This is a genomic window from Actinomycetota bacterium, assembly GCA_019347575.1.
Taxonomy (GTDB): domain Bacteria; phylum Actinomycetota; class Nitriliruptoria; order Nitriliruptorales; family Nitriliruptoraceae; genus JAHWKY01.
On the sequence record JAHWKY010000002.1, the window covers coordinates 131,611 to 158,451 of the forward strand.

Sequence of the window (26,841 nt, forward strand, 5' to 3'; positions counted from 1 at the left end):
TCGAAGGGATGGGATGCCGACCGACGAACGCTGGCGCGAGGGTCCGGGCCTCCTCGCCTCCGTGCGTCGCCATCCCCTCACGGTCCTCGCCGTCACGCTCGTGCTCGCTGCGGCGGGCTACGTGCTCGCCCAGCTCGAACCGACCACCTACGAGGCGTCGGCGCGGATGTTCCTCACCGATCTTCGCACCCAGACGACGGTGCAGCAGTCACGGGTGCTCGACCCCGAACGCAACGTGCCGCAGCAGACCGAGCGCGTGCAGTCCCGTACCGCCCTGAGCCGTGCATCCGAGCTGCTCGGAGGGGATCGCCCCCCCAGCCGGCTCCGCGCTCAGCTGCGGGTGCAAGGCGAACCCGAGGTGAACCTCATCACGGTCACCGCCAGCGCGTCCACCGCTGAGGGGGCCGCCGACCTCGCGAACGCGGTTGCACGCGCGTACATGCAGGTGACCGAGGAGCAGACGGTCGCCAAGGCTCAGGAGGCGATCGCCGAACTCGAGCAGGCTGCCCGTCAGATCCGTTCCGAGATCGAGATTCTCCAGAACGAACTGGCGCTCGAGCCAGACGATGCTTTGGCCGTCAGCCGCCTCGAGGTGCGCATCGCACAGCTCACCGACAACGAGTCGCGTCAGCAGCAGATAGGCCTCGATGCGATCGTCATGGGATCCGGGGTCGAACTGTTCGAGGAAGCCGAACCGCAGGCCAACCCGGTCGCCCCCAAGCCGATGCGGACGGCGCTGATCGCCGCCCTCCTCGGGTTCATCTTCGGAGCGGCGATCGCGTACTGGCGTGCGGGGCGGTCACAGGAGCTGCGATCGCACGAGGACGCCGAACGGATCCTGGGCGTCCCCATGCTGGCCGAGATCCCCATCTTCGACCACCGCACGCCCCAGGAGCCAGGGGAGATCGTCAGCGACACGAAGCTCGACGAGGCCTACGGGTTCGCGCTCGCGAGCATCGAGTTCGCGTTGCGGGCCCGCGGAGGGGGACGCGTCCTCATCACCAGCCCGGCGCCCCGCGACGGCAAGACCCAGACGACCCTCCGTCTCGCACTCGCAGCAGCGAGCGGTGGACGGGACATCCTGCTCGTCGACGCGGATCTGCGCGCACACGGGCTCACGCGTCTGCTCGGTGCGCAGGATCTCCCCGGACTGATGGACGTCGCTGCTGGCGTCACGACGCTTAAGGACTGCGTCCACAGCTACCGCGTCCGACCCGACGTTCGACTCCGTGTCGTGGGTATCGGAACCCCGCGTACCGAGGCCACCCAACTGCTGCGCTCGACGACGTTCGCCGATGCGATGGACGAGCTGCGCGACCTCGCATCGGCTGTCGTCGTCGACAGCGCCCCCATCCTGGCCGTCGCGGATACCACGGTACTCGCGGGCCACGTCGACGGCATCGTGCTGGTACTCCCCCAGCACACGCCGGCTGGGGTCCTGCAGGAAGTGCGCGACCGGCTCGCGTTCGTCACCCGTCCACTCCTCGGTTTCATCTACATCACGGCGACGCCGCAGGCCGAGATCTACCGCTACGCGTACGGGTACGGCGTCAACCCGACGACGAGGCGACGCGGGTGGGCCTTCTGGCGACGTCGTCGGTCGCCGGTACCAGAGCGATCGGCGGCGCGAACCGCCAGTGACCGTCGCCCGCCGGACCGTCCGCGGTCCTCGTCGCCGTCGGGCCCTGCGTCGCGGTCGTGACGGATCACGACGCCACGGCACCCGAGCTGCCGCAACGCGTCGAGGTCGTCGGGACGCCGATATCGCCGACGAGCTACGACGAGGTGCTCTACCTCCTCGAGAATCAGCCGTCTGACGCTCCACTCGTCGTCTACTTCTGCAACGTTCACTCCGTCATGACGGCGCGACGGGACCCGTTCCTTGCGGCTGCCGTACGAGCTGCGGACGTGACGACCCCGGACGGCATGCCTCTGGTCTGGGCGTTGCGACGCCTCGGCATCGTGGACCAGCAGCGCGTGTACGGACCCGACCTGTTCGAGCTCGCTCTCCGCCACGGCACCGGGAGGGACTGGCGGCACTTCCTCCTCGGAACCACCGAGGCGACCCTCGATCGGCTGGAGGAGTGCGCCGCCGAGCGCGCGCCGGGAGTGCGGATCGTGGGACGGCATGCACCGCCCTTCCGGCCGCTCGAGCCGGACGAGGAGGACGAGATCGTCGCCCACGTCATCGCCGCGAACACGGATCTGCTGTGGGTCGGGATGGGCATGCCGAAGCAGGAGCTGCTGATCCGCCGCCTGGCGCCGCGGCTGCCAGGAGTGGCCCTTCTGGGTGTGGGCGCCGCCTTCGACTTCATGGCTGGCACGGTCCCGCAGGCGCCGGCGTGGATGCAGCGCGTGGGCTTGGAGTGGCTGTACCGACTTCTGCGTGAGCCCCACCGCCTCTGGCGTCGCTACCTGTGGAACAACCCGTTGTTCCTCGCCTTGCTCGGACGTCAGCTCCTCAGCAGGCGTCGTAGATGAGCTCGACCGGCGCGCCCGATGAACGTCCCGGTGACCCGCCCACGGAGACGAGCGGACTCACCACACGCACGGTCCGGGGTCTGAAGTGGACCTACCTGGGGTCGATCTCCATCGGCGTCATGCAGCTGATCTACACCGCGGTCATGTCGCGTCTGCTCGCCCCGCGCCTGTTCGGCATCTTCGCCATCGCGTCGCTCGTCGTGACCCTCGGCCAGTACTTCACACACATGGGTCTGGGGCAGGCTCTCATCCAGCGGTCCGAGATCGATGATGACGAGATCCGTGCCACCTGGACCTCGAGCGTCGTCCTCGGCATCGTCATGACCGTGCTCTTCGCGCTCGCGGCTCCTGCCATCGCGGGCGTCTTCCACGAGCCGGATGCGGTCCCAGTGCTCCAGGTCATGTCGTTGTCGTTCCTGTTCATCGGTCTCCAGCTCACCTCTCGCAGTCTGCTTCGGCGCCAGATGCGCTTCCGGGTGCTGGCGATCACTCAGGCCGTCGCGTTCCTGATCGCGTTCCTGGGTATCGGTATCGCGATGGCGATGGCCGGGGCTGGTGTGTGGAGCCTGGTCGGGGCGAACCTCGGCTCACGGGTCATCGGCGGGATCGTGACCTTCATCGCGGCGCCACATCCCTTGCGCCCAACGGCCAGGTCGGCCCCCTACCGGGACCTGTACGCCTTCGGGATCCGAGTCTCCGGGATCCAGTTGCTGGAGTTCGCCAGCAACAACCTCGACACGTTCGCCGTCGGCCGCTACGCGACCACAGCCATCCTCGGCCAGTACAACCGCGGCTTCTACCTCGTCAACCTCCCGCTCAACTACCTTCGTGACAGCCTCTCGCAGGTGCTGTTCCCCGGCTTCAGCCAGCTGAAGGACGAACGCGCGCGGCTGCGGGGGGTCTACGTCGGAGCGACGAGCGTGGCCGCTGCGATCGTCTTCCCCCTCTGCGCCGCACTAGCCGTCGCCGCCCCGGATGTCGTCGAGGTCGTCATCGGTGAGCAGTGGGATGGTGCGGCCCAGGTCGTTCCCCTGCTCGCCTTCGCGGCAGCGTTCAGCGTCCTGTCGCGGTTCGCTGGTATCGCCGCGGAAGCCATCGCCGAGCTCGATCTGAAGCTCACCCTGCAGGGGGTCTACATCGTCGTGCTGGGCGTGCTCCTCGCGGGTGCGGCGGGACGGGCCATCTGGGCCTACGGCCTGGCGCTCGCGATCGGTGAGTTCACGCGCCACGGGCTGTACCTCTCACTGACACGTCGCACCCTCGGGGTGGATGCTGGCGACCTGCGTCGGATCTACGGCCCCGCCGTCTACGCGGCCGTCCTGACCGCCACGGCGGTGGGAGTCGTCCGCTCGGGGCTCCTCGCACTGGGGTCACCGGTGTTCGTCCGCTTCGTCGCCGAAGGGGCTGCCGGACTCGTGGCACTGGTGGCCGCACTCCGTAGTCCCCCGCTCGGGCGTATCCGTGAGGAGATGTGGATGCGTCTCGAACGAGCAGGCGCGGTCACCGCAGGCAACACATCGGCTACGACCGTGGGGGCTGAACTGCTCTTGGGACGGAGGCCGTGATGCTGACCGCGGGACTCGTCGCCGGTGGGCTCGTCGCGGCAGCGCTCGTCGCCACTTGGCTGATGGAACGTATCCTGCGCGACTCCGTGTTCACTGCCGCGGTGATCGTGACCATCAGCGTCACGTCGACCTTCTTCGGGGGTCTCATCCCGACGCCGGTCATCGGAGGGTTCACCGTCCTCCCGCAGGACGTGCTCTTCGCCCTCGTCGCGGGAGCTGGGGTCTTACGCCTCCTCCGACTCGAGAGCATCAACCCGATGCAACGGGCCGTGATCGCCTTGTTCGCGCTCGTCGCACTCTCGGCGCTGCGAGGGATCGGCCCGAACGGTCTGGACAGCACGTTCCGCGAGTCCCGCAACTTCCTCTACTTCATCGGTGGGATCCTGTACTTCTCGACCGTCGATCCCACACCCGAGGTCAGGCGACAGCTGGGGCGCCTGTGGCTCATCGCAGGCGCGATCTTCGCGGCCATCGTCGTGTTCAGGTGGGGCGCCCTCCTCGTCGGAGCACCGCCGAGCGGCATCTTCACACGTGCGCGCGAGGCCGGCGGCATCCGCGTCATCGACAACCAGAACACCCTCGTGGTCGCGCAAGCCCTGTTCATCCTCGTACCGTTGTGGATCCGGGAGACGGTCACCCGACACCAAAGCTGGCTCATCGCGGTGCTCCTGATCGTGGTCGTGTTCCTTCAGCACCGCACCATCTGGGTTGTCGTCCTGACCGCGGGCGCGATGGTCGTCGCCCGCAACCCCAACTTCGGCCGCCGGGCGGCCGCAGCGCTCGTCTCGGCAGCAGCCGCGGTCACGGTCGTGACGGCCGCCCTGTCAACGAGCAGCGAGTCACCGCTGCCACAGGCACCAACCGACACCGGCACCTTCGTGTGGCGGTTCGAGGGATGGAAAGGGCTGCTGGAACAGGCGCCTGGACGCGAGGAGGAGTACCTGATCGGCCGTCCGCTCGGCAGCGGGTACGAGCGCGAACTCGAGACCTCGGGGAACGTCGTCGATACGTCACCTCACAACTTCTACGTCGAGACCTACCTGCGCCTCGGGCTCGTCGGCCTGGCGGTCTTCCCGCTCATGTACGCACCTACGCTGCGTCACCTCGCCCGGCGTCGCGACGAGGATGCCGATCTGCTCCTGACCCGAGAGACCATGCTGCTCATCCTGGCGATGCAGGTCGTGTTCATGATCGCCTGGCCGCCGGATCTCGACCAGGGGATCATGACCGGTGTGGCCTCGGCGGTCGCGTTCGGAGGGTCCGAGACCGTCGCGGTTCGGCATCGCGCTCGCCGATGGACCACGGGTGAGCCGGGCCAGGCCTGACGTGCGCATCCTCCTCAGCGCCTTCGTGTGTGAACCCGATGCCGGATCGGAACGGGGCAACGGCTGGACCTGGGCACAGCGACTCGCGCAGGATCACGAGGTCGTCGTGCTGACCGACCGTTCCTTCCGATCAGCGATCGAGGAGCGACTCGCCACGGAGCCAGAGCCGAGGCTCCACGTCGAGTACGTCGGGAGCGGCCTACGTGGGCTCCGCGGCCTCCCACGCCTCCGCTATTACGGCGCGTGGCAGCGGCTGGCGCTGGCCCGGGCCCTCCAGCTGGAGCGCACGGCCGTCTTCGACGTCATCCATCACGTCACCTTCGGCGCGCACCGCCTGCCGTCGTACCTGTGGAAGCTGGACGCACCTTTCATCTGGGGTCCCGTCGGTGGAGGGGAAGGCGTCTCGCCGCTGTTCTACCTGCCGCGATGGATGGGCTGGCGTGAGTCGCTTCGGGAGCTCGCGCGAGCCCTGTCCAACCTGCTGGTGCGCATCGATCCCCGCGTCCGTCGGACGGCCACGAACGCGGATGTCATCGCCGTGACGACCGACCAGACCCGGGACGCCCTGCCGCGATCGGCCCGTGTCCGCGCGCAGGTGCTGCCCTCCACGATCGTGCAGTGGCACACGCTCGAGGAACTGGCCAGTGCCACGCCCCGTCCCGGGCCGCGCTCCGGTCTGCGCGTGGTGTACGCAGGTCGGTTGCTCGGCTGGAAAGGTGGCGGCCTCGCGCTTCACGCCTTCGCGGCCTACGCCGACCGCCGACCAGATGCGGAGCTGCACATCTACGGGGACGGACGCAACCGGCGGTGGTTGGAGCGGCTGGCGACACGGCTCGGCGTCGACGGACGGGTCCAGTTCCACGGACGCGTCCCACGGTCCGAGCTGATACGGGCGTACAGCGACTTCAACCTGTTCCTGTTCCCGAGCCTGCACGACTCCAGCGGCTTCGTGACCATCGAGGCGCAGGCGGCCGGCCTGCCGATCGTGTGTCTGGATACCGGGGGACCTGGCGCACAGGTTCCGGCAGCGGCGGGCGTGAAAGTGACACCTCGCCGACCCGACCAGACGGTGCGCGACCTCGTGCGAGGTCTCGACCACCTCACCGATGACGACGGAGCGTGGTGGGCGGCCTCCGCCGCGGCGCGTGCGCACGCCCTGGACCCAAGCTCGACCCCCTCGATCGAGACCATGATCGCACGGCTGTACGGGCCCGTCACCGGCTGGACGCCATGATGCGGCGCCTGCGGAGGTTGGGCGCCGTCGCCGCTGCGACGCTCACGCTCGTTGCCGGGTGCACCCCGGAGGGCGACGGACCGCGGACCGACCGCACGCCGTTCGTGCGCCCCGAGCGCACGCCCCGCCCCGTCGTCACCGGGACCCCGGCGGAGATCCGCCTTGAGGTAGGCGACGACTTCCAGCGCATCGTTGACCGGACGCCACCCGGCTCGACCTACGTCATCGCGACCGGCGTGCATCGCCTCCAGCAGGTGATCCCCCACGACGGCGACGTCTTCCGTGGCGAGCCGGGAGCAGTGCTGAACGGTGCCCGGCTGCTGGCGCCGGAGAGCTTCGATCGTGATGACGAGGGGCGCTGGTTCGTGGACGGGCAGACGCAGGACGGTCTCGAGCGGGGACAGCCGGACGAGGGCGCCACCGAGGCGATACGCCATCCCGAGGAACTTTTCGTCGACGGTGACCGCAGGCTCGTCCACGTGCTCTCGCTCGGGGAGCTCACGCCCGGGACGTTCCACCTCGACTACGGCGCCGATCGGCTCTACCTGGGCGAGGACCCCACGGCCTTCGCTTCCATCGAGGCGTCCGTGACCTCGTTCGCGTTCGGTGGCACCGGGGTCCGAGGGGTGACGATCGAGGACATCGTGGTCGAGAAGTACGCATCCCCGGCACAGTTCGGAGCGGTGGGTGGCGCACCACCCGAGGAGTTCCCCTACGACTGGACCATCCGACGCGTCGAGGCACGCCTCAACCACGGTGGCGGGATCGGCATCTCCCCCGGTGTGACGATCGAGGACTCAGACGTGCACCACAACGGCCAGATCGGGCTGGTCGGCTTCGGTGAAGATCGCAGCACCGAGGAGGCCGGGTACAGCGCGCGCGTGGCCGTGCTCCGTACCCGCATCCACCACAACAACGTCCTGGGGTTCCGGTGGACGCACGAGGCCGGCGGCACGAAGATCAAGCGGACCACGGCTGGCAGCCTCATCGAGCACGTGTGGTCGCACGACAACCACGGTCCGGGGTTGTGGCTCGACATCGAGAACCACGCGGCGGTGGTCCGTGCCAACCGCATCGAGGACAACGTGGGGGCGGGCATCTTCTACGAGATCAGTGCGGGGCCGACGACGATCGAGCACAACGAGGTGCGCAACAACGGTCACCACGACGGTGGTCGGTTCACTGCCGGGATCGTCATCAGCAACTCCAGCGATGTGACGGTCCGCAACAACGTCCTGGCTGGCAACGCACGCGGGGTCGCCGCCATCTCGCGTGGCGATCGTCATCCCGCTACCACGCGACTGGTCGTGCTCGACAACGACATCACGATGTCGACGGGCTGGACAGGACTCGACCTCGCGCGGGATGCCGACAAGGCACTGCTCCAGCCAGAGGGCGACAACCGCTTCGACGGGAACACGTACCGCGTGGCGGACCAGGGTGCGCGGTGGTGGTTCTGGGATCGCGACGTGAGCTGGGCTCAGTGGCAGGATCTCGGCCACGACGTGGGCGGCCACCTGGTCGTCGGTGAGGGAGAAACGACAGAGCGGGCCAGGCGAGGGTTCCGGCTCGCGGACTACGGTCCGAGGTCGTAGCCCAGCGAGGCCCCCACCCCTCCGAGCGTGGCGCGGGCGAGGTCGTGGTCCTCGGTGCGGAAGTCGGCTCGCCACGCATCGACGGAGCCGCGACGGAACGTCGACGTGCCGCCGAACAGGCCGTCGGCGACGGTCGCGAGGACCCGCTCATCGTGCGGTGAGCTGACGTGGACGGCGAGTCGGCCGAGGACCTCGAGTCGTCGTTCGTCACTGCCACCGCCAGCGGAACCCACCAGGTCCTCGAAGCGCACCACGATCGCGTTCGGATCCTCCCGCCACGCTGCGATCGAACCGAAGCGCGTTCCCAGGTCGAGCAGACCGAGACCTCGTTCATCCGCTGGAAGCCCGGTCAAGGAAGCCACCAGGCGCTCCTCAGGAGCCAACGCCGCGAACCGATCGTGGAGGAAGTGATGTGGTCGCTCGAGGACGAAGGGAACCAGCGACGCGGCGACCGCTCGCGGATCACGCACGACCGCGACCACGCGCACGTCGAGCTGCGCGACGATCGACGCGAAGCCCGGCGAGTGGGGGATGTGCCCGGAGAGCACACCACCCGGTGGAACCCACCGCAGCCGCCGGCGGACCCGTGCCGCGTCAGCGGATACGGGCCAGTCCACCCCGATGGGTACCTGCGCGAGACCGCCCCGTGGCCGCGGGGCGGTCTCCCGGAACAGAGCCGCGCGCAGCGTGACCGTTCCCGGAAGCCGCTCCAGTGCCTTGCGCACCAGGTTGGTCCCGGCTTTCGGCAGGCTCGTCACGAGGATGCGGTGTGGAAGCCGGACACCGGGGCCGACCCAGCGCGCCCACGCCAGTGCGGTATCGGCTGCCTGCCACAGCGGCGAGATCCACCGCGTACGGCCGAGGAGTGGGTCCACCGCTCCATCCGTGATCGGGTCCAAGCCGTACAGTGTCGCGCACCCGAGGACCGAGGAGGCGACAGCTTGGCGCTGCCGACGATCAGCGTCGTCGTCCCCTCGTACAACCAGGCCCGGTGGCTCGACGAGGCCCTGCGCTCCATCCTGGAACAGGACGTCGATGTCGAGCTGATCGTCATGGACGGTGGTTCCACGGACGGGTCGGTGGACATCATCCGCCGTTACGAAGACCGTATCGCGTACTGGCATTCGCAGCCGGACGCAGGCCAGACGATGGCGATCCGCGAGGGGTTCCGCCGGGCGACGGGTGAGGTGCTGGGGTGGCTGAACAGCGACGACGTCCTCTGCCGCGGTGCCCTGCGGGCCGTCGCCGAGGCCTTCCACCGGGACCCCTCGATCCGCTGGCTCTACGGGGACGGCATCACGATCGACGAGGACTCACGCGAACTCATCCACCGGCCCAACGTCCAGATCGATCCCGATGATCTGTACAACCTGCACCTCTACCTCCCACAGGAATGCACCTACTTCCGGGCTGACCTGTACCGGCAGGCAGGCGAGGTGGATCCGGCACTGCGCTACGCGATGGACTACGACCTCTGGCTGCGACTGGCCGCACTTGCCCCACCTCGTCACCTAACCGCCTGGGTCGGCAAGTTCCGGGTGGTCGAGGGGCAGAAGTCAGCGGACATCGGCGCGTACGTGGCCGAGGAGGAGCAGGTCAAGTCGCGGCACGCTCACGCCTTCCGTGTCTACGGGCCGGGCGAACGCGTCGCGCGGATGCTCGCCGTGCGCGGCTCGCGCCTGGCTCGCCGGATCCAGGTGGACGGCCCCGCTCGTGCCCTTCAGCACGCCCTCCGGGTCGCCCGCGGCGGTCAGGTCTCGCCCGGTTCCGAGCCGCGAACGGCGGTAGGGATCCTGGCAGTCGGGGGGATCGGGGTCGTCGGTATCGCCACGCTCATCGGACGGATGCTGCGTCGTCGATGACATCTCGGATCAACTCCCGGCTGGTCCGAGCCAGTGCGGCAGGTCGTCGTAGCCGTGATCGCGCAGGTAGTCGGCGAGTTCCGCGGTCGCCGCACCGTAGAGGTGGGCCACCATCTCCCGATCCTCCTCGGTGAACCGTTCGCCGAGGTCGCCCGCGTTCACGCGGGTGTACAGCGATCGCAGGCCCTGCTCGACCCGCGGGAAGCGGCGGAAGAACGGATCGAGCCGACGGTTGATGGTCTCAGCGACGCGCCGCAGGCCCTGGCTGCGTGCGTGGACGGTGGGGTTGCGAACGCTGTACTCCAGGCGGTCCGCCACGCTGGTGTCGATCCCGAGCCAACCGAAGACCTGCCGCATCCGACCCACCGGATCGGCCGCGAGCTGTTCGAGGAACACGATGGAGAGCCGGTTCCCGAGCAGCTCCATCCACGGTCGGAGGTTCTCGAGGTAGAAGCCGGTCGACAGGGTGCGGTGGTGCTCACCGGCCCGCGTCCGGTCGGCTCCCGTGCGCCGGGCCTCGAGGTCGGCTTCGAAGACGCTGCGGAAGGTGCTCCCGTCGGGCAGCACCCCTCGTGCCCGCTTGAACGTGTAGCTCGACCACAGCCGCGCGACGGGGTCCCGCAGCACGATGATCACCCGTGGATCCGGCAAAGCGCGATCGAGTGCCTCCACCAACGCTGCGCCCCCGGTGAAGTAATCGGGGGAGGCATCGAGCCGGTAGCGCTGCCCGGTGCAGTGGGAGAAGTGGGCCGCGTACTCGTCGAGGGTGGCCTCGGGAGCATCACCGAACCGGAGGGGCGAGAAGTAGTTGATGTCCTTCTCGTCGGCCGCGCAGACGTCGGGATGCTGGGCGAGGTAGCCGAACAGCGAGGTCGTTCCCGCCTTGGTGACCCCCGCGTTGACGAGGTTCGGCAGGCCGCTCAAGACCCTTCCCCTCCCTCGGCGACCTCGTCGTAGTAGCTCCTTGGCGCGCTGCTTTCCGCGAGCGCGATCCCACCGTAGGCGTTCCACAGGTACGCGCCGATACGGCCCCTCGAGAACAAACGGCGCGCCGCTTCGGCGTTCCGTGGCTGTCCAGGGAGCGAGGAGTACGCCGCGGTGATGTCGTCGAGGTCGTCACCGTCGACGATCGCACCGGTTCCGAGCGCCGCCACGGCCTCCGCGAAGTGGCTGGCGCGGGTCGACAGCGTCGGCAGGCCGAGCACCGCAGCCTCTCTCAGCACCCGGGGCTGACCGTCGTAGCGGCTGAGCAACATCTGGCCACGACAGCCAGCCAGACGAGGGAGCAGGTCCGCACCGCGCGTGCTTGAGTCCCACTCGAGCACGCCGTCAGCGATCAGCTGTCCCAGGTTCGGCGGGACGGGATCATCGGACGGCGCCAGCAACAGCACCGCGGGGCGAGGCAGCACGTCCCGACGCTTGTCCAGCCAGCGACACAGCCGATCGATGCCCTTGCGATGGACATCGAAGCGGGTCGTGAACGCGACCGGGCCGTCGGGAGCGCGCTCCCCAGGCAGGGCGGCCCTCGCGGCGGCGGCCGCGAGAGGGGAGTCGGGCACCGCCAGCGGTACGAGGAGGCAGCGCTCGGCCGGTAGGTGCGCCTGCACGATCTCCTCGCGCGACGCGCACACGAACGACCGGGCGATCCAGCACCACAGCATCCGCTGCAGACGCACGGCCATCGGCTTCAAGGCTCGGCGGACCGGCGACACCGGACGGAACCACGACCCACTGGCGAAGTCGTCCCCCAGCATCGCCATCGGCGTCAGCACGATCCGCGCGCCTCGCAGACGCAGGGCCAGCGCGAGGAGGAGGTGTGCGACGGGCAGTGCCAGGTGCACGTGCGCGACGTCGTAGCGTGCTTCGCGCAGACGCAGAGGTCCCAGCGGCTCCAGATCCCGACCCCTCGGGACGAACCGCTCCCGACCGTTGGTGACCTCGACCACGGCGTTGCTGGGGATGCTCTCGGCGACGCCGGCGATCAGCTCGCGGACCTCGAGGGCCTCGTCGCGATCTCGGAACAGCGCGCGGTAGACGAGCAGCACCCGCAACGGTCGCGAACCCTTAGCGGGCACCGTACGTCCCAGCCTCGAAAGCCACCGCGTGCGAGGGAAGGGAGCCTGCCTCGGTGGCGGTGAGGAACGTGCCGTCGCGGTCCTGACCCAGTCGTCGCCACTGATCGGGGGTCTTGGCGAGATCGTCGCCCCAGAGGAACCACCGGCCCTCCAGATCGGGCAGGCGGTAGGTGTTGTCGTGGAAGCTGTTCCCCCACGAGGTGTAGGCATCGAAAGGCTCGCCACGATCGACGTTCAACCCGGTCCTGCCACCGGTGTACGCCACGTCGTTGTCGTACACGCGTAGATGCGTGACGCGGGGTTCTCGATCAGCAGCCGACCGAGCGACGATCCCGGACGGACTCCCGGAGACCAGGTTCTGGAACACCGAGGTGTGATCGCTGTTGCTGATGAAGATCCCGGGAGCCTCGACCGCGGGTTCCACCCCGACCGCGTTGTCCCGCACCGTGTTCCAGAAGACACGACCCTGCGAACTGATCTCGTAGAAGATCCCGCGTTGGGCGTTGCGTTCGACGAGGTTGGAGCGCACGACGGCATGCCGGTTGGAACCATCGAACCACGGTCCGGGGCCGTCGTTGTCGTGGACCCAGTTGTTCTCGAAGCGGACACCGTTGCTACAGCGCGCGATCTTCAGCGCCCCGGCCTCCCACGTCCAGGCGAAGTCGAGCACCGCGTTGTGGTGGATGCGGTTGCCGGTGATGACCGTGGGGATGGCCGCACCCTCGCGCGGCCCGCTGCGGTAGGTGCAGCTGCCGGTGAGGCCGATCTGGCCGTTCCCGTGGATGTCGCAGCCGCTCAGCTGCATCCCCGGGCCGATGCTCACCCCGGGCCCGTGGTTCCACCTGGCGGTGCAGTTGCGTACCACCCAGTTGGTCGTGCGGTGGCCGTTGATGGCGCCGCGCCCCGTACGGTTGGCGTACTTCTCGACGATCACGTTGTCGAGTACGACGTCACGTACCTCTTCGCCACTGAACGCCTGCTCGGTGACACTCGCCTCGATGCGGCCCAGGCCTCTCGGGTCCTCACTGATCCAGATGCGGTCAGCCGGGTAGTCGAAGAACCACCGACCTGGTCCCAGCCGGTCTCGGGAACCGACGTGCTCGTAGCGGACGTCACCGACGAACAGCTCCTCGGGACGTCGGTGGCGATGGTTCCCACCGGTCGCGATCTCCCCGGTACCGGCACGGCCCTGCTTCTGGCCGCTGACGTACCAGGCATCACCTGACCGATGCCAGTCCACCGCGCCGACCGAGAGATCGACCGCGCCGGACAGGATCGCGCCGGGCTCGCCCACGAAGGAATCGCCATCCTCCGGCCGAACGCTGGCACCACGGTGGACGCCCGCGGCCAGGCGGTAGACGGTCGCGGGTGGGTTGTCGGCCACGACCTCAGCGAGGTCGTCGCTGGGCTCGACGCGAACGACGTGGCGTCGCTCCTCGCCCCGCACGATGGCGCTGAGCCGGTCAGCCGTGTCAGCGGGTACCGCGGCGTGACCACCGATGACCACTGGCTCGTCGTGCCGTCGCGCCAGGTCGAACCAGGCGTTCACGCTCTCCGGTGTCGGTGCCGACGGCACCAGCAGGAGGGTTCCGCCGAGTCTGGCCGCGAGGGGTCCTGCGGCGAGGCCGTCGGGGAAGTCGCCCCCGGTCGCGGTCACGAGCGCCCCGCCCGTCCCCGCCAGCTCGGCGACGGCCCGGGACGTCGCGTAACGCGTGGGCCCGCCGACGCGGTCGACACCGAAGCCGCTGTGCGCCAGCGCCATCTCGACCTCGGGGGTCACCGCTGCCGGTCCGCCGACGATCACGACGCGCCGGATGTCGAGGTCACGAAGCGCCTCGAGGGTGGCGGCGGGCACGTGATCGCCGGTGACGAGCACCGGCCAGGGGGAGCCTGCCGCAGCCCGTTGTGCAGCGAAGCCCGAGACACCGAGGGCGTCAGCCCAGCCGCCGACGAGCAGCGCCGTCCCGCCGCTGGGTGTGTCGAGTTGTGCGGCGATGCGTCCCGCCGTGTCGAACCGGTCCCTTCCTGCGATCCTCGTGACCGTGTCGACACCGGCCGCGCGGAGCCCGGACACCACCCGGTCGGAGAGCGCTGAGGTGCCGCCAAGGACGAAGGCTCGGCGCGCCCCGAGCCGTCGCACCTCCTCGGCCACAGCAGGGTCGAGCTGGGCGGTCGGGGTGATCAGCATCGGCGCGCCCAACGCACCCGCGAGCGCGGAGCCCGAGAGGGCATCGGCGGGATCGTCAGCCCGCGCGACCACGACCGCATCGGCGGAGTCCCACCCGAACGTCGCCACAGCCACCGAGGTCGCGACCCGGTCGGCACCGGCGACACGGGTCGTCGAGGCGGCGGCGGCAGGTGCCACCGGTACCGAGACCATCGTGAGCAGCACCGCGAGGGCGGCGAGCAGGGCGAACGGACGTGGGAGCACACGCGGCACGACCGAGATGTGCAGGGGTGAGGTCTCCAGTGGGGGGTCGGGGCGGGACGCTACCGTCTCGTCGTCGAACTCGTGAGCAGGCGCGCGATGATGGGAGATACGCGGGGCGAGCCTCGCCGAGCTCTGCGACCGGTGTTCGTCCTGAGCCTCCCGCGGAGCGGTTCGACGCTGGTCCAGCGCGTGCTGGCAGCCCACCCTGGCGTGGCCACGGCCCCGGAGCCATGGGTCCTCCTGCCTCTGCTCTACACACGCCGTCACCGTGGCGTGGCTGCGGAGTACGACCACGGCACGCTGGTGCGTACGCTGGATGATCTCGCGCACCAGCTACCGGGGGGCGAGCGGCAGCTCCAGCTGGAGCTGGTCGGCACGGCGCTGCGCCTCTACGAGTCCCTCTCCGGTCCTGACGATCGATGGTTCGTCGACAAGACCCCCCGCTACCATCTGATCCTCGATGACCTCATCGAGCTTCTGCCTGAGGCGCGGTTCGTCTTCGTGTGGCGCAGCCCCGTAGCCATCGTGGGCTCGATGATCCGCACCTGGTACGACGGTCGTTTCTACCCGAACCGGCACGCCTTGGACCTCTACGACGGCCTCGCCGCACTGGTCGCCGGACGGCGACGGCTCGGCGAGCGAGCGGTGGCGGTGCGCTACGAGGACCTCGTGCGTGACCGCGACGTGTGGAGGTCGCTGACGGCACACCTGGGGTTCGACCTCGACCACACCGTCTTCGACCAGCTCGGTGAGTTGCGCATCGAGGGGTACGCGGGCGACCCGACCCAGAACCGGTACGGGGTACTGCAAGCCCCGCGGTCGCAGGACCTAGCGGATGCGATGGGCGGACCCATCAGACGGCGGTGGGCCCGGACGTACCTGGACTGGATCGGTGACGACCGCCTCGCGGTCATGGGCTACGACGCCGCCGAGCTGCGGGCGCAAGTGGATCAGCTTCCCGTCGATCCGTGGAGGCTGGTCCCCGATACCTGGGCAGGCTGGCGTGAGCGATGGCGCTCCACGGTGCGATCCCTCGCGACGGGACGCGGCGTTGCGCACGAACGCGGATCCGCAGCGCCCCCCGCCGGGGACGGCGGTGCGATGGAACCGCTGGGCTAGCCTCGCGACGGACGAACCGCCCCAGAAGGACGTGACGCACGCGTGACGTTGCCCGACGACGTAGCGCGTCCGATCTCCGCCGAGGCGGCTCGCGATCACGATCTCACTCGCCGCACCGTCAGTGGTTTGCAGTGGTCCGCGCTGTCAGGTCTGGCATCTGCGGTCATCCAGACCGTCTACACGATGGTGATGTCGCGCCTACTCGAGCCCAGGGCCTTCGGGTTGATGGCGATCGGGCTCGTGGTCGTCAACTTGACCGGCTACTTCGCCCAGCTCGGTCTCGGCCGTGCGGTGATCCAGAAGCCGGAACTGCACGACGACGAGGTGCGGGCCGCGTTCGGTTCGAGCGTTGGTCTGGGCCTGATCGCGGCTGGCGTGATCTGGGGCCTGGCCCCGGTCTTCGCGGATCTGTTCACCGAACCCGACGCCGTCGGCGTGCTGCGGGCCTTGTCTCCGATGTTCGTCCTACTCGGTCTGGGAGCCACAGCTGACAGCCTGCTGCGCCGCTACCTGCGGTTCCGCGTGCGGACCATCGCGGGGATCATCTCGTTCGGCGTGGGCTACCTCGGTGTCGGGATCCCGATGGCCGCGGCCGGGGCGGGCGTCTACAGCCTCGTAGGGGCGGTCCTGTCCGCAACAGCGCTCTCGACGGTCATGAACTACGCCCTCGTGCGCCACTCGATCAGGCCGACCGTCAGGCTCGATGCGTACCGCCCGCTGTACAGCTTCGGGAGCCGGATCTCGCTGTTGAGCCTCACGCAGTACGCCGGTAACAACGCGGACACGGCTGCGGTCGGCAGGTTCGAGGTCGCCGATCTGCTGGGTCAGTACAACCGCGCCTTCTACCTCGCCAACCTGCCGATGCAGTACTTGTTGCTCAGCGCCTCGCAGGTGCTGTTCCCCAGCTTCAGTGCGATCCAAGGTGATGCCGACCGGCTGGGCCGTACGTACCTGACGGTCTCATCCATCGCCGCCGCGATCGTGCTGCCTCTGCTCGCGGGCATCGGGGTCGCAGCTGACGACATCGTGCGCGTGTTGCTGGGTCCGGGTTGGGAGGAGGCGGCGTCCCTGGTGCCACTGTTCGTCGTCGCCGCCGGCGTCAAGTTGCTGACCCAGATCGCCAGCACGGTGGCCGAGGCGCGCGGTGAACTCAACGCCTTGCTGACCCGGCAGGCGGTCTACCTCGTCGCCTTCGTGGCGTTGCTGATCGGCGCCTCGAGTCGGGGCCTGATGGCCTACGCAGCGGCCGTCATCGTGGCGGAGCTCGTCCGACACTTGCTCATCGTCGGCCACGTCCGCCGGAGCCTGGAACTGGGGCGGCGAGGTCTTGCCGCGGTGTACGTGCCCGCGATCGTCACGGTCGCGGTGGTCGCGCCCGCCGTGTTCGGCGTCCGCGTCCTCGTGGAGAACGGGGGTCTACCCCTGCTCGTTCGGTTCTCCAGCGAGGCGCTCGCTGGTGCGATCGCCCTCGCCGCGGCGATGCGACTCCCGCCTCTGCGATCCGTCCGTCGCGAACTGCTCGACCGGCTCGACCAGGCGCGGGTGGCTCAACACGGGGTCGTCCGCTCCGTGGTCGTGGTGATGCTGGGCCCGCGACCCACCCGATGAGTCCGCAGGAACGATTGTCACCGGGCTCGAGATGGGTCGCCACCTGGGGGCGGGAGGAGCCGGTTGAACCCAACGACCCTCGCCCCCGGCGGGACATCGATCGTGACGACCGCGTTGGCGCCGATGACGGCGTCGTGGCCGATCCGGATGTCGCCGAACACCTTCGCTCCCGCCCCGATGTAGACACCGTCTTCGATCACGGGCACCTGTGGCTCCGTCGGTAGGCGCTGACCGATCGTCACCTGTTGCATGACGATGACACCCTCGCCCAGGACGACGTCGTGGTGGATCACGATCCCATACGGGTGGGGCAGGTGGATCTCGTTGGGCAGCCGGCAGTAGATGTCGGACCCGAGCGCCACGCGCATGGCCTTGGCGAGGATGGGCACGTTCCGCCGCACCAGCCAGAGCAGCAGACGCCCCGCCTGGCTCGTGCTTGCCGGGAACGTCGCGCGAGGAGCCATCGATCAGCCCCGCTCGTCCGTGGGAACGCCGTGGTCGGCGAGGATGGTGCGCATCGCGTCACGGTAACGGCTCACGAACGCCTCACGCGTGTGATGCGATCGCGCCTGCTCCCAGGCCCCGCGCGCCATGCTCTCGAGCTCGCCCAGCCCCCTCTGGCTCAGATCCCGGACCGCCGCCTCGACGGCTGCGATCGACGAGTCGGCCAGAATCACACCGAAGTCCGGCCCGAGGTCTATCCCGGTCTCGTAGCTGCACACCGGTACCAGGCCGGCCTGCATGCACGTGGCGACCGAGCCTGCCTGTCCCTCGGAACACGATGGGTACACCAGCGCGATCGTCCGCGTCGCGAGAGCTTCGAACTCCGGGCCGGTCACGTCGATCCAGCCGCGGGTCTCGATGTTGGATGTCTCGTACAGCTCGCGTCCGTACGCCGCGACGAAGTCCGGCTCCCCCTCGATCGGGCCGCAGACGGTCAAGTGCAGATCGGGGTTGCGAGCGAACACTTCGAGAACGAGATCGAGACCCTTGTGGACCAGCCCGCGGCTACCCAGCCAGAGGAACCGCTTCCTCGCCACCTCGACATCACGCTCCTGCGGCCAGTCGTAGGTCCGCGCCGTCGCGACGGGGACCCGGTGCAGCGGCTTGCCAGCGAACGCGAACGTCGACTCGGTGAAGTCGTTGCCCAGGATCGTGGCCGCATCGGCGTGCTCGATGGCATGGTTCAGGGGCTCGTTGTGTCGAGGCTGCAACGTCACCCCCCGTCTCTGCTGCAGCTCGAGGAGTCGGCGCATCTCAGCAGCGTTCTGGAACAACGTGTGCGCGGTGTCGATGTGCATGACCTTGACACAGTGCTCGTCGAGCTCGGGAGCCCACCGCTCGAGGTTCCAGCGGACGTCGATGACGAGGTCGTAGCGGCCGCGGGGACGGAACAGGCGGTTGTGGAAGTGCACGACGTCGACCACGAACCCGAGGTCGCGCAGGGTCTGCGCCATGGCCCAGGTCTCCCAGAAGTGGGTGTGACCCGTGGGCATGGCGCCATCCCGACGGGCGACCAGCAGCGCGCCGCTCATATACGACAGCAGGGCACGTCCGACGCTCGGGCCCGAGGGGCGGACCGTCGGCACGCGGTACGAGCGCAGCACCCACCGCAGCTTGCTGGCGGCGCGTCGAGTCGATCGCACGATGGCCGATGTCCTCATCTCGACGCGCCGTTCCACTCGCCGATCAACGCGTCACGGCTGACGGTGACCATGCCGGCGGTCCACGCAGCGATACCGAGGAACTTCGCCAACTCCTCGACGACGAGCGCGCCACGGATCTTCGGCTCCGCGAGATCGATGACCAGGGACACCGCGAACAGGCCGACGGCGACGAGGACCCAGCCACGGTTCGTGGGGTCCCAGAGGTGGTCGCGGAAGCGCCACGCGTACGCCACGAAGAGCGCTCCGAGCGCGGCGTACGCAACCTCCTCGGGAACACCCAGCTCGGTGTCGAACAACCCGTCGTGCAGCTGCAGGAGATCGTCGAGCACCAGCAGGAGGGTGACCGCACCCGTGGCGATGAGGAAACGTCCTGTGGCGCGCTCGTGCGTTCGCACAGCTATCCAACCGGCGAACAACGCGACCGCTGCCCCCATCCCCCACGCGAGGGCACCGACGTTGCTGATCACGCCGATGTAGTAGGGGAGCCCGGCGACCTCGCTGGGATCACCGACCAGGAGCCGGGCAGGCACGTCGGCGAAGCCGTACGCCGCGAGGACCGGCACGAGGTAGACAACGGCCGCTACCCCACAAGCACCCAGGGCCACTCGCAGATGACGTCGCACGGCTCCTCCGGCGGTTCGTGCGGGCCGCGTGTGCGGGCGGTGCGTCCCGTGGCGCACGGTGTCGGGCGGTACCCTCACGACACGCACCGCGACGGTGACGCTGCGCGAGGCTAACACCACCGAGCGGGCGTAGGGCGGAGCAGGACCAGCCTCGCACGGCGTCCAGGGAGTACCGATGACTACCGCTGGCGACTTCCGCGCCGTGGCGACGGAGTACCTGCGCGAGTTCCGGTCGCTGCTCGATGCGCTGGACATCACCGCGATCGAGGCTGCGGTCGACGCGCTTCGTCGGGTGCGCGACGATGGAGGCACCGTCTTCATCGCCGGCAACGGTGGGAGCGCCGCGACCGCCTCCCACCTCGCCAACGATCTCGGGAAGGCGACGCGCCAGTCGGGTCAGCGTCCTATCCGGGTCCAGTGCCTGTCGGACAACATCCCCTGGTTCAGCGCGCTCGCCAACGACGAGGGCTACGAGCGGGTGTTCGCGGGTCAGCTCGAGAACTTCGCTCAGCCGGACGACGTCCTCATCGTCATCTCGGCGAGCGGTAACTCGACCAACCTCATCCGCGCGGTGGAGCTGGCACAGGTCAGCAGCATGGTCACGGTCGGGCTCGTGGGCTTCGACGGCGGCCAGCTGCTCGAGCTCGTCGACGTCGCGATGTGGGTGAAGAGCGAGGTCGGCGCGTACGGTCCCGTCGAGAGCGCGCACGCCGTGCTCGCCGACATCGTCACGACCTGCCTGATCCGCGACACCGCCACCGCATGAAACGACCCACGCAGGCCGTGGTGCTCGCTGGCGGACGCGGGACGCGCCTCGCCCCGATCACCGACCACACCCCGAAGGCGATGGTGGAGTTCGAGGGAGAGCCGTTCCTCGGCCACATCGTGCGCATGCTGGCCGAGAACGGCTTCGACCGTGTGCTGCTGCTCCTGGGGTACCTGCCGGAGGCGTTCACGGAGCACTTCGGCGACGGCAGCGCCTACGGCGTGCAGATCTCCTACCGCTCCACCGAGCCAGACGACCTGACGGCCCACCGGGTGTTGGACGCGGCGGAGCTCATCGACGAGACCTTCCTGCTCCTCTACTGCGACAACTACTGGCCGATGCGCTGGGACGCGATGTGGGACCACCTCCAGCGCCAGGGCGTGCGCAACCAGGTCACGGTCTACGCCAACGACGACGGCTACACACGGCACTCGGTGATCGTGCGCGAGGGCATGTGCGAGGTGTTCGACCGCACGCGCACGACCCCGGGACTGCACGGGGTCGAGATCAGCTACGCGATCCTGACGAAGACCGACGTGCTGCCCCTGCTCCCGAGGGACCATCAGGAGCTGTTCGAGCAGGCGGTCTACCCGACGCTGGCCGAACGGGGCGAGCTCGCCGCGTTCTGGACCGGCCACCGCTACTACAGCGTCGGCGGCCATGAACGCCTGCCCCTGACCGAGGCGTTCCTCCGGCGCGAGCCGGCGATCATCCTCGACCGTGACGGGACGCTGAACGAGCGGCCGCCCCGGGCGCAGTACGTCACCGCACCCGAGGAGTTCCGCTGGCTGCCCGGTGCGCTCGAAGCGCTCGAGGCGCTGACGTCGGCGGGCTACCGCATCATCGTGGTGTCGAACCAGGCGGGGATCGGGCGGGGCGCGATGACCGAGTCCGACCTCGATGCCGTCACCGCGAAGATGCTCGCTGAGGCCGAGGAGGTGGGCGCGCGCATCGAGGCGTTCTACCACTGCCCCCACGACTGGGACGAGGGCTGCCACTGCCGCAAGCCCGCGCCGGGCATGCTCGAGCAGGCACAGCGCGATCACCACCTCGACCTGACGCGCACGTTCTTCATCGGCGACGACGAGCGTGACGCCGAGGCGGCCCTCGCCGCTGGAGCGAACTGGGCGCTCGTAGGCCCGGACGGTTCCCTGCTGGACATCACCAGCCGGCTGCTCGTTGGCGAGCTCGAGAGGAACTTCATGACCGTCCTACCGCCTGCGGCTACTTGAGGACACGACATGATCGTCCTACCGCCTTCGGCTACTTGAGGACATGATGAACGAGCGCCGACCGATCCTCGTGACCGGCCACCGCGGCTACCTCGGTAGCGTCATGGCTCCCTACCTGTTCGACCACGGCTACGACGTGATCGGCCTGGACACGGGGTACTTCGACGACTGCACGCTGGTGCCGGACCCGGTGCGGATCCCCGCTATCGACAAGGACATCCGCGATCTGGCTCCGACCGACCTCCGGGACCTGTACGCGGTCATCCACCTCGCAGCCCTGAGCAACGATCCGATCGGCAACCTCGACGTGGGCTGGACCGAGGCGATCAACCACGACGCGACCGTGCGCCTCGCCGAGCTGGCATGCGCGGCCGGAGTCCGCCGGTTCCTGTTCAGCTCGAGCTGCATCATGTACGGCATGAACGAGGCCGGCGTGGTCGACGAGACCTCGCCGCTCGACCCGCAGACGACCTACGCCCGCTCGAAGGTCCGATCGGAGGAGGCCCTGCGCGAGTTCGCGACCGACGAGTTCTCGCCGACCTACGTCCGCAACGGGACCGTCTACGGCATCTCGCCCCGGATGCGGTTCGACACCGTCCTCAACGACCTGGTCGCCCAGGCCCTGACGACGGGGCGGATCGAGATCCACGGCGATGGCGCCCCGTGGCGCCCCGTCATCCACGTCGGCGATGTGGCACGGTCGTTCCAGGCCTACCTCGAGGCGCCCCGGGAGGTCGTCCACGACCGCGCCTTCAACAACGGCGCCGACCACCTCAACCACCAGGTGCGCGAGCTCGCCGAGTTCGCTGCCGCGGCGGTCCCCGGCGCGGAGGTCGCCGTGCTCGACCGCGCGAGCGCCGACCGTCGCACCTACCGCGCGAGCTTCGCGCGGTTCGCCGAGACGTTCCCCGACTTCACGTGGCAGCCCGCAGCGGACGGGGCCGCGCAGCTCGCGCGTGAGCTCGAGGCCGCGGGGGTGCGTGCCGAGGACTACACCGGGGACCGCTACATCCGTCTGCGGTGGCTCCGCCGCCTGATGGACGAGCGAAAACTCGACGACGACCTGCGCTGGACCGAGGAGGCCGCGTGAAGGAGGCAGGCATCGATGGGGTGAAGGTCGTCCCGCTGCGCCAGATCGTGGACGAACGCGGCAAGATCATGCACATGCTCAAGGCGACCGACGAGCACTTCATAGCGTTCGGCGAGATCTACTTCTCGTGCGCGTGGCCGGGCACGATCAAGGCATGGCACGTGCACACGACGATGACGGTGAACAACGCGGTGCTGTCGGGGCACGCCAAGCTCGTGATGTACGACCTGCGCGAGGACTCGCCGACCCACGGCACGCTCCAGGAGGTGTTCTTCGGCGAGGACAACTACGTCCTCGTGCAGATCCCCCCCGGGATCGCCAACGGCTACAAGGCGTACGGGGACAAGCTGGTCATCATGGCCAACGCGGCCACCGAGCCGCACCGCCCGGACGAGATGCGGCGCATCCCCTACGACTCCCCCGACATCCCCTACGACTGGGCGCTGAAGCATGGGTGAGGTCCTCCGGACCGATGCGACCCTCATCGTCACCCGCACCCCGCTCCGGGTGAGCTTCGCGGGTGGCGGGACCGACCTCGCGGTGTACTACGAACTGGAGGGCGGGGCGGTCCTGTCGACGGCGATCAACCGCTACGTCTACGTCACCGTCAAGCGGCACAGCGAGCTGTTCTTCGAGCCCATCCGACTCAACTACTCGCGCAGCGAGGAGGTCGAGCGGATCGACGAGATCGAGAACAACATCGCGCGCGAGTGCCTCAAGCTGCTCGACATCCACCCACCGATCTACATCTCCACCGTCGGCGACGTCCCCGCTTCGACCGGACTGGGCGGGTCGAGCTCGTTCACGGTGGGATTGCTGAACGCCCTCCACGCGTACGTGGGAGAGCGTGTCTCGCCAGGTCAGCTCGCCGAGGAGGCCTGCCAGGTCGAGATCGACATCCTCGGCGAGCCCATCGGCAAGCAGGATCAGTACGCCGCGGCGTACGGTGGCATGAACCTGTTCCGGTTCCTCCCCGACGGCCGCGTCACCACCGAGCACGCACGGGTAAGCGAGAAGTGGCACCTGTTCGACAACCTGCTGATGTTCTGGACCGGCCACCAGCGGTCGGCGAGCACCGTGCTCACCGAGCAGCAGGAGGACACCGGGTCCAAGCTCGAGCGGCTGCGGGAGATGCGCGACCAGGCGGACGAGCTGTTCGAGATCGTGCGCCAGCCCGAGGTCGACCTCAAGGCCTTCGGCCGTGTCCTGCACGAGGGCTGGGTCCGCAAGCGCACGCTCGCCTCGGGCATCTCGACCGGCCCGATCGACACCTGGTACGAACGCGCGCTCGACGCCGGGGCGTACGGCGGCAAGCTCTGCGGTGCGGGCGGCGGCGGGTTCCTGCTGTTCGTGGTGCCGGTCGAGCGCCGCCAGGCCGTCCGGGAAGCGCTCGACGATCTGCTCCAGCTCGCGTTCCGGCCCGAGTCGCACGGCTCCGAGGTCGTCGTGCCGTTCCACGGCTGACCGATGCGGTTCCACGAGCTCGATCTGCCCGGCGCCTACCTCATCGATCTCGAGCCGGTGCGGGACGAGCGCGGCTTCAACGCCCGGGCCTGGTGCGCTGACGAGTTCGCCGCCGCCGGGCTGGCGACGACCGTCGCGCAGGTGAACGTCATCCACAACCACCGTGCGGGGACGGTGCGCGGGATGCACTACCAGGTGCCGCCCCACACCGAGGCCAAGCTCTTCCGGGTCACGCGTGGTGGCATCCACGACGCCATCGTCGACCTCCGCACCGACTCGCCGACGTACCTGCAGTCGCGGACGGTCGAGCTCCGCGCCGACGATCACCGGATGCTGTACGTGCCGGAGGGGTTCGGTCAGGGCTTCCAGACGCTCGTGGACGACACCGAGCTGACCTACCAGGTCACGGCCCCCTACCGCCCCGATGCCGGTGCGGGCTTCCGCCACGACGACCCCTTCTTCACCATCGACTGGCCGCTTGCGGTGACGACGATCTCGGAGCGGGACGCGTCGTGGCCCGACTTCCACCCCGACGAGCACCGCCACGACTTCGCGAGGAGCAGCACGTGATCCTGGTCGATGACGCCCTCCGCCGACGACAGGCCGCGGGCGAGCCCATCAGGGTGGCCATGGTTGGCGCCGGGGCGATGGGACGCGCGATCGCCTACCAGGTGAAGCACCACGTCCCGGGGATGGAGGTCGTGGCGATCGCCAACCGACGCGTCGACCGCGCCATGGACGCGTACCGGCACGCCGGTCACGACCGGATCGAGGAGGTCAGCGATGCCGATGCGCTCGCCAGGGCGATCGACGCCGGCATCCCCGCGGTCACCGACGACGCGACGCTGCTGTGCGCGGCGCCCGACGTCGACGCCATCTGGGAGGTGACCGGTGCGGTCGAGTTCGGGTGCCACGTCGCGCTCGACGCCATCGCGCACGGCAAGCACCTGGTGACGATGAACGCCGAGATGCAGGGCACCGTGGGTCCCGCGCTGAAACGCCGCGGCGACGAGGCCGGGGTGGTCGTCACGGACTCCGACGGCGACCAGCCGGGCGTGATGATGAACCTGTACCGCTTCGTCCAGGGGCTCGGGGTCCGCCCGGTGCTGCTGGGCAACCTCAAGGGCCTCCACGACCCCTACCGCAACCCCACGACCCAGGAGGACTTCGCCCGCCGCAAGGGGCTGACCCCCCACATGGCGGCCAGCTTCGCCGACGGCACCAAGATGAGCTTCGAGATGGCGCTCGTCGCGAACGCCACGGGGCTGCGTGCCGGTGTGACGGGCCTGTACGGCTTCGACGCGGCGCACGTGCACAACGCGGCGCAGCTCTACCCGTTGGAGCAGCTGCTCGACGTCGGACTCGTCGACTACCTCGTGGGCGCCGAGCCCGCGCCGGGCGTGTTCTGCCTGGGTACGGTGGAGGCCGAGTTCCAGGCGAGGTGGCTCGAGCTGTACAAGTTGGGCGACGGGCCGCTCTACACGTTCTACGCCCCCTACCACCTCTGCCACCTCGAGGCGCCCACGACCGTGGCGCGTGCCGTGCTGTTCGGTGACGCCGCGGTCACGCCCCACGTCGGGCACGTCGTCGACGTCGTGGCGACCGCGAAACGCGACCTGTCTCCCGGCGACGTGCTCGACGGGATCGGCTGGTACGACACCTACGGTCAGTGCGAGAACGCCGACCGTGTCGCCGACGAGCGACTGTTGCCGATGGGGGTGGCCGAGGGCTGCCGGATGGCCCGGGCGGTGGCCCAGGATGCGATCCTGACCTACGAGGACGTCGAGCTGCCCGAGGGTCGGCTCGTGGACGAGCTGAGGGCCGAGCTCGCGCCGGTACCTAGGCGCTGAGCTGCTCGGGGACCACGTCCACCGGGAGCGCCTCGTCCCCCTCACGTGCGAGCGCGTGCAGGCCGAACGTACGCTCGGGGCGCCGGCCGAGCACGGCCGGGATCGTCAGCAGCAGGATCGCCAGGTCGGCACGCCACGACAGCGAGCGGATGTAGCGCAGGTCGGTCTCGACGTGCAGGTGCATCTCGCCCCGCTCGTCGCGCTCGGTGACCTGCCACAGGCCCGTGATGCCCGGCTTGACGGCGTGGCGGCGGTGCTGCCAGTCGTCGTAGCGCGCGACGACGCTGGCGAGCTCGGGGCGTGGACCCACCAGGCTGAGGTCGCCCCGGACGACGTTCCACAGCTGCGGGAGCTCGTCGAGGCTGAAGCGGCGGAGGAACCGACCGAGGGGGGTGTGGCGCGGATCGTCGTCCGCCTTGTGCCGCTGCCGACGGTCGGGACCCGCGAAGGGCCGCTGACGCTGACGGCGGCTGTTGTGCATCGTGCGGAACTTCAGCATCTCGATGGGCTCGCCGAGGTGGCCGATGCGCGACTGACGGAACAGGATCGGTCGCCCGAGTCGGACCAAGACGAGCAGGGCGACGGTCGCGATCACCGGCAGAGCCAGGAGCAGCAGCAACGCCGCGCCCACGCGATCGAGGACCGGCTTCACCCAGCGCTCGTAGCGTCCGCGCTGCCCGTGTCGGTCCGACGCTGCGTCCGCGGCGAGCGGACGCCCGTCGTGCCGGAGGTGCGTCAGGTCACGCCCCGCCAGCTCGGTCGTCGGTGCTGTGGTCACTCTCTTACGCTCCGTTACCAGCTCGGGCCGAACGGCGCGTAGACTAACGCGCGTGGACCCCCGCCCTCCCTAGGCC

Annotated in this window: 24 protein-coding genes; 16 read left to right on the forward strand and 8 right to left on the reverse strand. The window is 69.2% G+C overall.

Annotated elements, in window-relative coordinates:
- Positions 1-13: 13 nt before the first annotated feature.
- From KY469_01900 to KY469_01925, 6 genes are read left to right on the forward strand one after another with little or no spacing between them, the layout of a single operon-like run.
- A complete protein-coding gene (locus KY469_01900) occupies positions 14-1,702 on the forward strand; it encodes a hypothetical protein (GenBank protein MBW3661824.1) in 1,689 nt (562 codons plus the stop codon).
- A complete protein-coding gene (locus KY469_01905) occupies positions 1,699-2,481 on the forward strand; it encodes a WecB/TagA/CpsF family glycosyltransferase (protein MBW3661825.1) in 783 nt (260 codons plus the stop codon). The genes KY469_01900 and KY469_01905 overlap by 4 nt, the downstream gene beginning before the upstream one ends.
- Positions 2,478-4,046, forward strand: a complete 1,569-nt coding sequence (locus KY469_01910; protein ID MBW3661826.1) for a lipopolysaccharide biosynthesis protein — start codon at positions 2,478-2,480, stop codon at positions 4,044-4,046. The genes KY469_01905 and KY469_01910 overlap by 4 nt, the downstream gene beginning before the upstream one ends.
- Positions 4,046-5,371, forward strand: a complete 1,326-nt coding sequence (locus KY469_01915; protein MBW3661827.1) for a hypothetical protein — start codon at positions 4,046-4,048, stop codon at positions 5,369-5,371. Before KY469_01910 ends, KY469_01915 begins: the two co-directional genes overlap by 1 nt.
- The gene (locus KY469_01920) at positions 5,352-6,605 is read left to right on the forward strand and encodes a glycosyltransferase family 4 protein (GenBank protein ID MBW3661828.1); all 1,254 of its coding nucleotides are present in this window, start codon (positions 5,352-5,354) and stop codon (positions 6,603-6,605) included. Before KY469_01915 ends, KY469_01920 begins: the two co-directional genes overlap by 20 nt.
- The gene (locus KY469_01925) at positions 6,605-8,200 is read left to right on the forward strand and encodes a right-handed parallel beta-helix repeat-containing protein (GenBank protein ID MBW3661829.1); all 1,596 of its coding nucleotides are present in this window, start codon (positions 6,605-6,607) and stop codon (positions 8,198-8,200) included. The genes KY469_01920 and KY469_01925 overlap by 1 nt, the downstream gene beginning before the upstream one ends.
- Here KY469_01925 and KY469_01930 read toward each other — a convergent pair.
- Complete coding sequence (locus KY469_01930; protein MBW3661830.1) at positions 8,182-9,075, reverse strand: hypothetical protein; 894 nt, start codon at positions 9,073-9,075, stop codon at positions 8,182-8,184. The two genes, KY469_01925 and KY469_01930, sit on opposite strands and share 19 nt — an antisense overlap.
- A gap of 66 nt (positions 9,076-9,141) precedes the next feature.
- Here KY469_01930 and KY469_01935 point away from each other — a divergent pair, with 66 nt between their 5' ends.
- Positions 9,142-10,062, forward strand: a complete 921-nt coding sequence (locus KY469_01935) for a glycosyltransferase (GenBank protein MBW3661831.1) — start codon at positions 9,142-9,144, stop codon at positions 10,060-10,062.
- Between the two features lie 9 nt (positions 10,063-10,071).
- Here the strand turns inward: KY469_01935 and KY469_01940 are convergent, their stop codons facing one another.
- From KY469_01940 to KY469_01950, 3 genes are read right to left on the reverse strand one after another with little or no spacing between them, the layout of a single operon-like run.
- Complete coding sequence (locus KY469_01940; GenBank protein MBW3661832.1) at positions 10,072-10,986, reverse strand: sulfotransferase; 915 nt, start codon at positions 10,984-10,986, stop codon at positions 10,072-10,074.
- Positions 10,983-12,113, reverse strand: a complete 1,131-nt coding sequence (locus KY469_01945; protein MBW3661833.1) for a glycosyltransferase — start codon at positions 12,111-12,113, stop codon at positions 10,983-10,985. Before KY469_01945 ends, KY469_01940 begins: the two co-directional genes overlap by 4 nt.
- A gap of 13 nt (positions 12,114-12,126) precedes the next feature.
- Entirely contained in the window at positions 12,127-14,568 is a 2,442-nt protein-coding gene (locus KY469_01950; protein MBW3661834.1) for a cell wall-binding repeat-containing protein, read from the reverse strand.
- Positions 14,569-14,664: 96 nt separating this feature from the next.
- On the opposite strand from KY469_01950, the gene KY469_01955 reads away from it, so the two are divergent.
- The gene (locus tag KY469_01955) at positions 14,665-15,687 is read left to right on the forward strand and encodes a sulfotransferase (protein ID MBW3661835.1); all 1,023 of its coding nucleotides are present in this window, start codon (positions 14,665-14,667) and stop codon (positions 15,685-15,687) included.
- A gap of 42 nt (positions 15,688-15,729) precedes the next feature.
- Positions 15,730-17,295 (forward strand): lipopolysaccharide biosynthesis protein, encoded by a 1,566-nt coding sequence (locus KY469_01960; protein MBW3661836.1) that lies wholly within the window; start codon positions 15,730-15,732, stop codon positions 17,293-17,295.
- Positions 17,296-17,312: 17 nt separating this feature from the next.
- On the opposite strand, the gene KY469_01965 is transcribed toward KY469_01960, so the two are convergent.
- The 3 genes from KY469_01965 to KY469_01975 form a co-directional block, all read right to left on the reverse strand.
- The gene (locus tag KY469_01965) at positions 17,313-17,663 is read right to left on the reverse strand and encodes a serine acetyltransferase (protein MBW3661837.1); all 351 of its coding nucleotides are present in this window, start codon (positions 17,661-17,663) and stop codon (positions 17,313-17,315) included.
- 99 nt (positions 17,664-17,762) lie between these two features.
- Positions 17,763-18,830, reverse strand: a complete 1,068-nt coding sequence (locus KY469_01970) for a glycosyltransferase (protein ID MBW3661838.1) — start codon at positions 18,828-18,830, stop codon at positions 17,763-17,765.
- 125 nt (positions 18,831-18,955) lie between these two features.
- Positions 18,956-19,585: a hypothetical protein gene (locus KY469_01975; protein MBW3661839.1), complete on the reverse strand. Its 630-nt coding sequence runs from the start codon at positions 19,583-19,585 to the stop codon at positions 18,956-18,958.
- Between the two features lie 175 nt (positions 19,586-19,760).
- Between KY469_01975 and KY469_01980 the strand changes: the two genes are divergently transcribed.
- Genes KY469_01980 through KY469_02010 form a run of 7 tightly spaced genes read left to right on the forward strand, consistent with a single transcriptional unit; the run spans position 19,761 to position 25,987 of the window.
- The gene (locus tag KY469_01980; GenBank protein ID MBW3661840.1) at positions 19,761-20,351 is read left to right on the forward strand and encodes an SIS domain-containing protein; all 591 of its coding nucleotides are present in this window, start codon (positions 19,761-19,763) and stop codon (positions 20,349-20,351) included.
- Entirely contained in the window at positions 20,348-21,583 is a 1,236-nt protein-coding gene (locus KY469_01985; protein MBW3661841.1) for an HAD-IIIA family hydrolase, read from the forward strand. Before KY469_01980 ends, KY469_01985 begins: the two co-directional genes overlap by 4 nt.
- Positions 21,584-21,629: 46 nt before the next feature.
- Positions 21,630-22,673, forward strand: a complete 1,044-nt coding sequence (locus tag KY469_01990; protein MBW3661842.1) for an SDR family oxidoreductase — start codon at positions 21,630-21,632, stop codon at positions 22,671-22,673.
- A complete protein-coding gene (locus KY469_01995) occupies positions 22,670-23,131 on the forward strand; it encodes a dTDP-4-dehydrorhamnose 3,5-epimerase family protein (protein MBW3661843.1) in 462 nt (153 codons plus the stop codon). Before KY469_01990 ends, KY469_01995 begins: the two co-directional genes overlap by 4 nt.
- The gene (locus KY469_02000) at positions 23,124-24,137 is read left to right on the forward strand and encodes a GHMP kinase (protein ID MBW3661844.1); all 1,014 of its coding nucleotides are present in this window, start codon (positions 23,124-23,126) and stop codon (positions 24,135-24,137) included. Before KY469_01995 ends, KY469_02000 begins: the two co-directional genes overlap by 8 nt.
- A gap of 3 nt (positions 24,138-24,140) precedes the next feature.
- Positions 24,141-24,707 carry a dTDP-4-dehydrorhamnose 3,5-epimerase family protein gene (locus tag KY469_02005; protein ID MBW3661845.1) on the forward strand — a complete coding sequence of 189 codons (567 nt, stop codon included), beginning with the start codon at positions 24,141-24,143 and terminating at the stop codon, positions 24,705-24,707.
- A complete protein-coding gene (locus KY469_02010; GenBank protein ID MBW3661846.1) occupies positions 24,704-25,987 on the forward strand; it encodes a Gfo/Idh/MocA family oxidoreductase in 1,284 nt (427 codons plus the stop codon). The genes KY469_02005 and KY469_02010 overlap by 4 nt, the downstream gene beginning before the upstream one ends.
- Here the strand turns inward: KY469_02010 and KY469_02015 are convergent.
- Positions 25,977-26,639 carry a sugar transferase gene (locus KY469_02015; GenBank protein MBW3661847.1) on the reverse strand — a complete coding sequence of 221 codons (663 nt, stop codon included), beginning with the start codon at positions 26,637-26,639 and terminating at the stop codon, positions 25,977-25,979. The genes KY469_02010 and KY469_02015 overlap by 11 nt on opposite strands.
- Positions 26,640-26,841: the final 202 nt, after the last annotated feature.

Bases quoted from the DNA above. Each gene is read 5' to 3' on its own strand.
- KY469_02005 (MBW3661845.1), top strand. From the start codon at position 24,141: ATGCGGTTCCACGAGCTCGATCTGCCCGGCGCCTACCTCATCGATCTC.
- KY469_01985 (MBW3661841.1), top strand. From the start codon at position 20,348: ATGAAACGACCCACGCAGGCCGTGGTGCTCGCTGGCGGACGCGGGACG.
- KY469_01955 (MBW3661835.1), top strand. From the start codon at position 14,665: ATGATGGGAGATACGCGGGGCGAGCCTCGCCGAGCTCTGCGACCGGTG.
- KY469_01925 (MBW3661829.1), top strand. From the start codon at position 6,605: ATGCGGCGCCTGCGGAGGTTGGGCGCCGTCGCCGCTGCGACGCTCACG.
- KY469_02000 (MBW3661844.1), top strand. From the start codon at position 23,124: ATGGGTGAGGTCCTCCGGACCGATGCGACCCTCATCGTCACCCGCACC.
- KY469_01980 (MBW3661840.1), top strand. From the start codon at position 19,761: ATGACTACCGCTGGCGACTTCCGCGCCGTGGCGACGGAGTACCTGCGC.
- KY469_01910 (MBW3661826.1), top strand. From the start codon at position 2,478: ATGAGCTCGACCGGCGCGCCCGATGAACGTCCCGGTGACCCGCCCACG.
- KY469_01990 (MBW3661842.1), top strand. From the start codon at position 21,630: ATGAACGAGCGCCGACCGATCCTCGTGACCGGCCACCGCGGCTACCTC.
- KY469_01915 (MBW3661827.1), top strand. From the start codon at position 4,046: ATGCTGACCGCGGGACTCGTCGCCGGTGGGCTCGTCGCGGCAGCGCTC.
- KY469_01970 (MBW3661838.1), bottom strand. From the start codon at position 18,830: ATGAGCGGCGCGCTGCTGGTCGCCCGTCGGGATGGCGCCATGCCCACG.
- KY469_01900 (MBW3661824.1), top strand. From the start codon at position 14: ATGCCGACCGACGAACGCTGGCGCGAGGGTCCGGGCCTCCTCGCCTCC.
- KY469_01965 (MBW3661837.1), bottom strand. From the start codon at position 17,663: ATGCGCGTGGCGCTCGGGTCCGACATCTACTGCCGGCTGCCCAACGAG.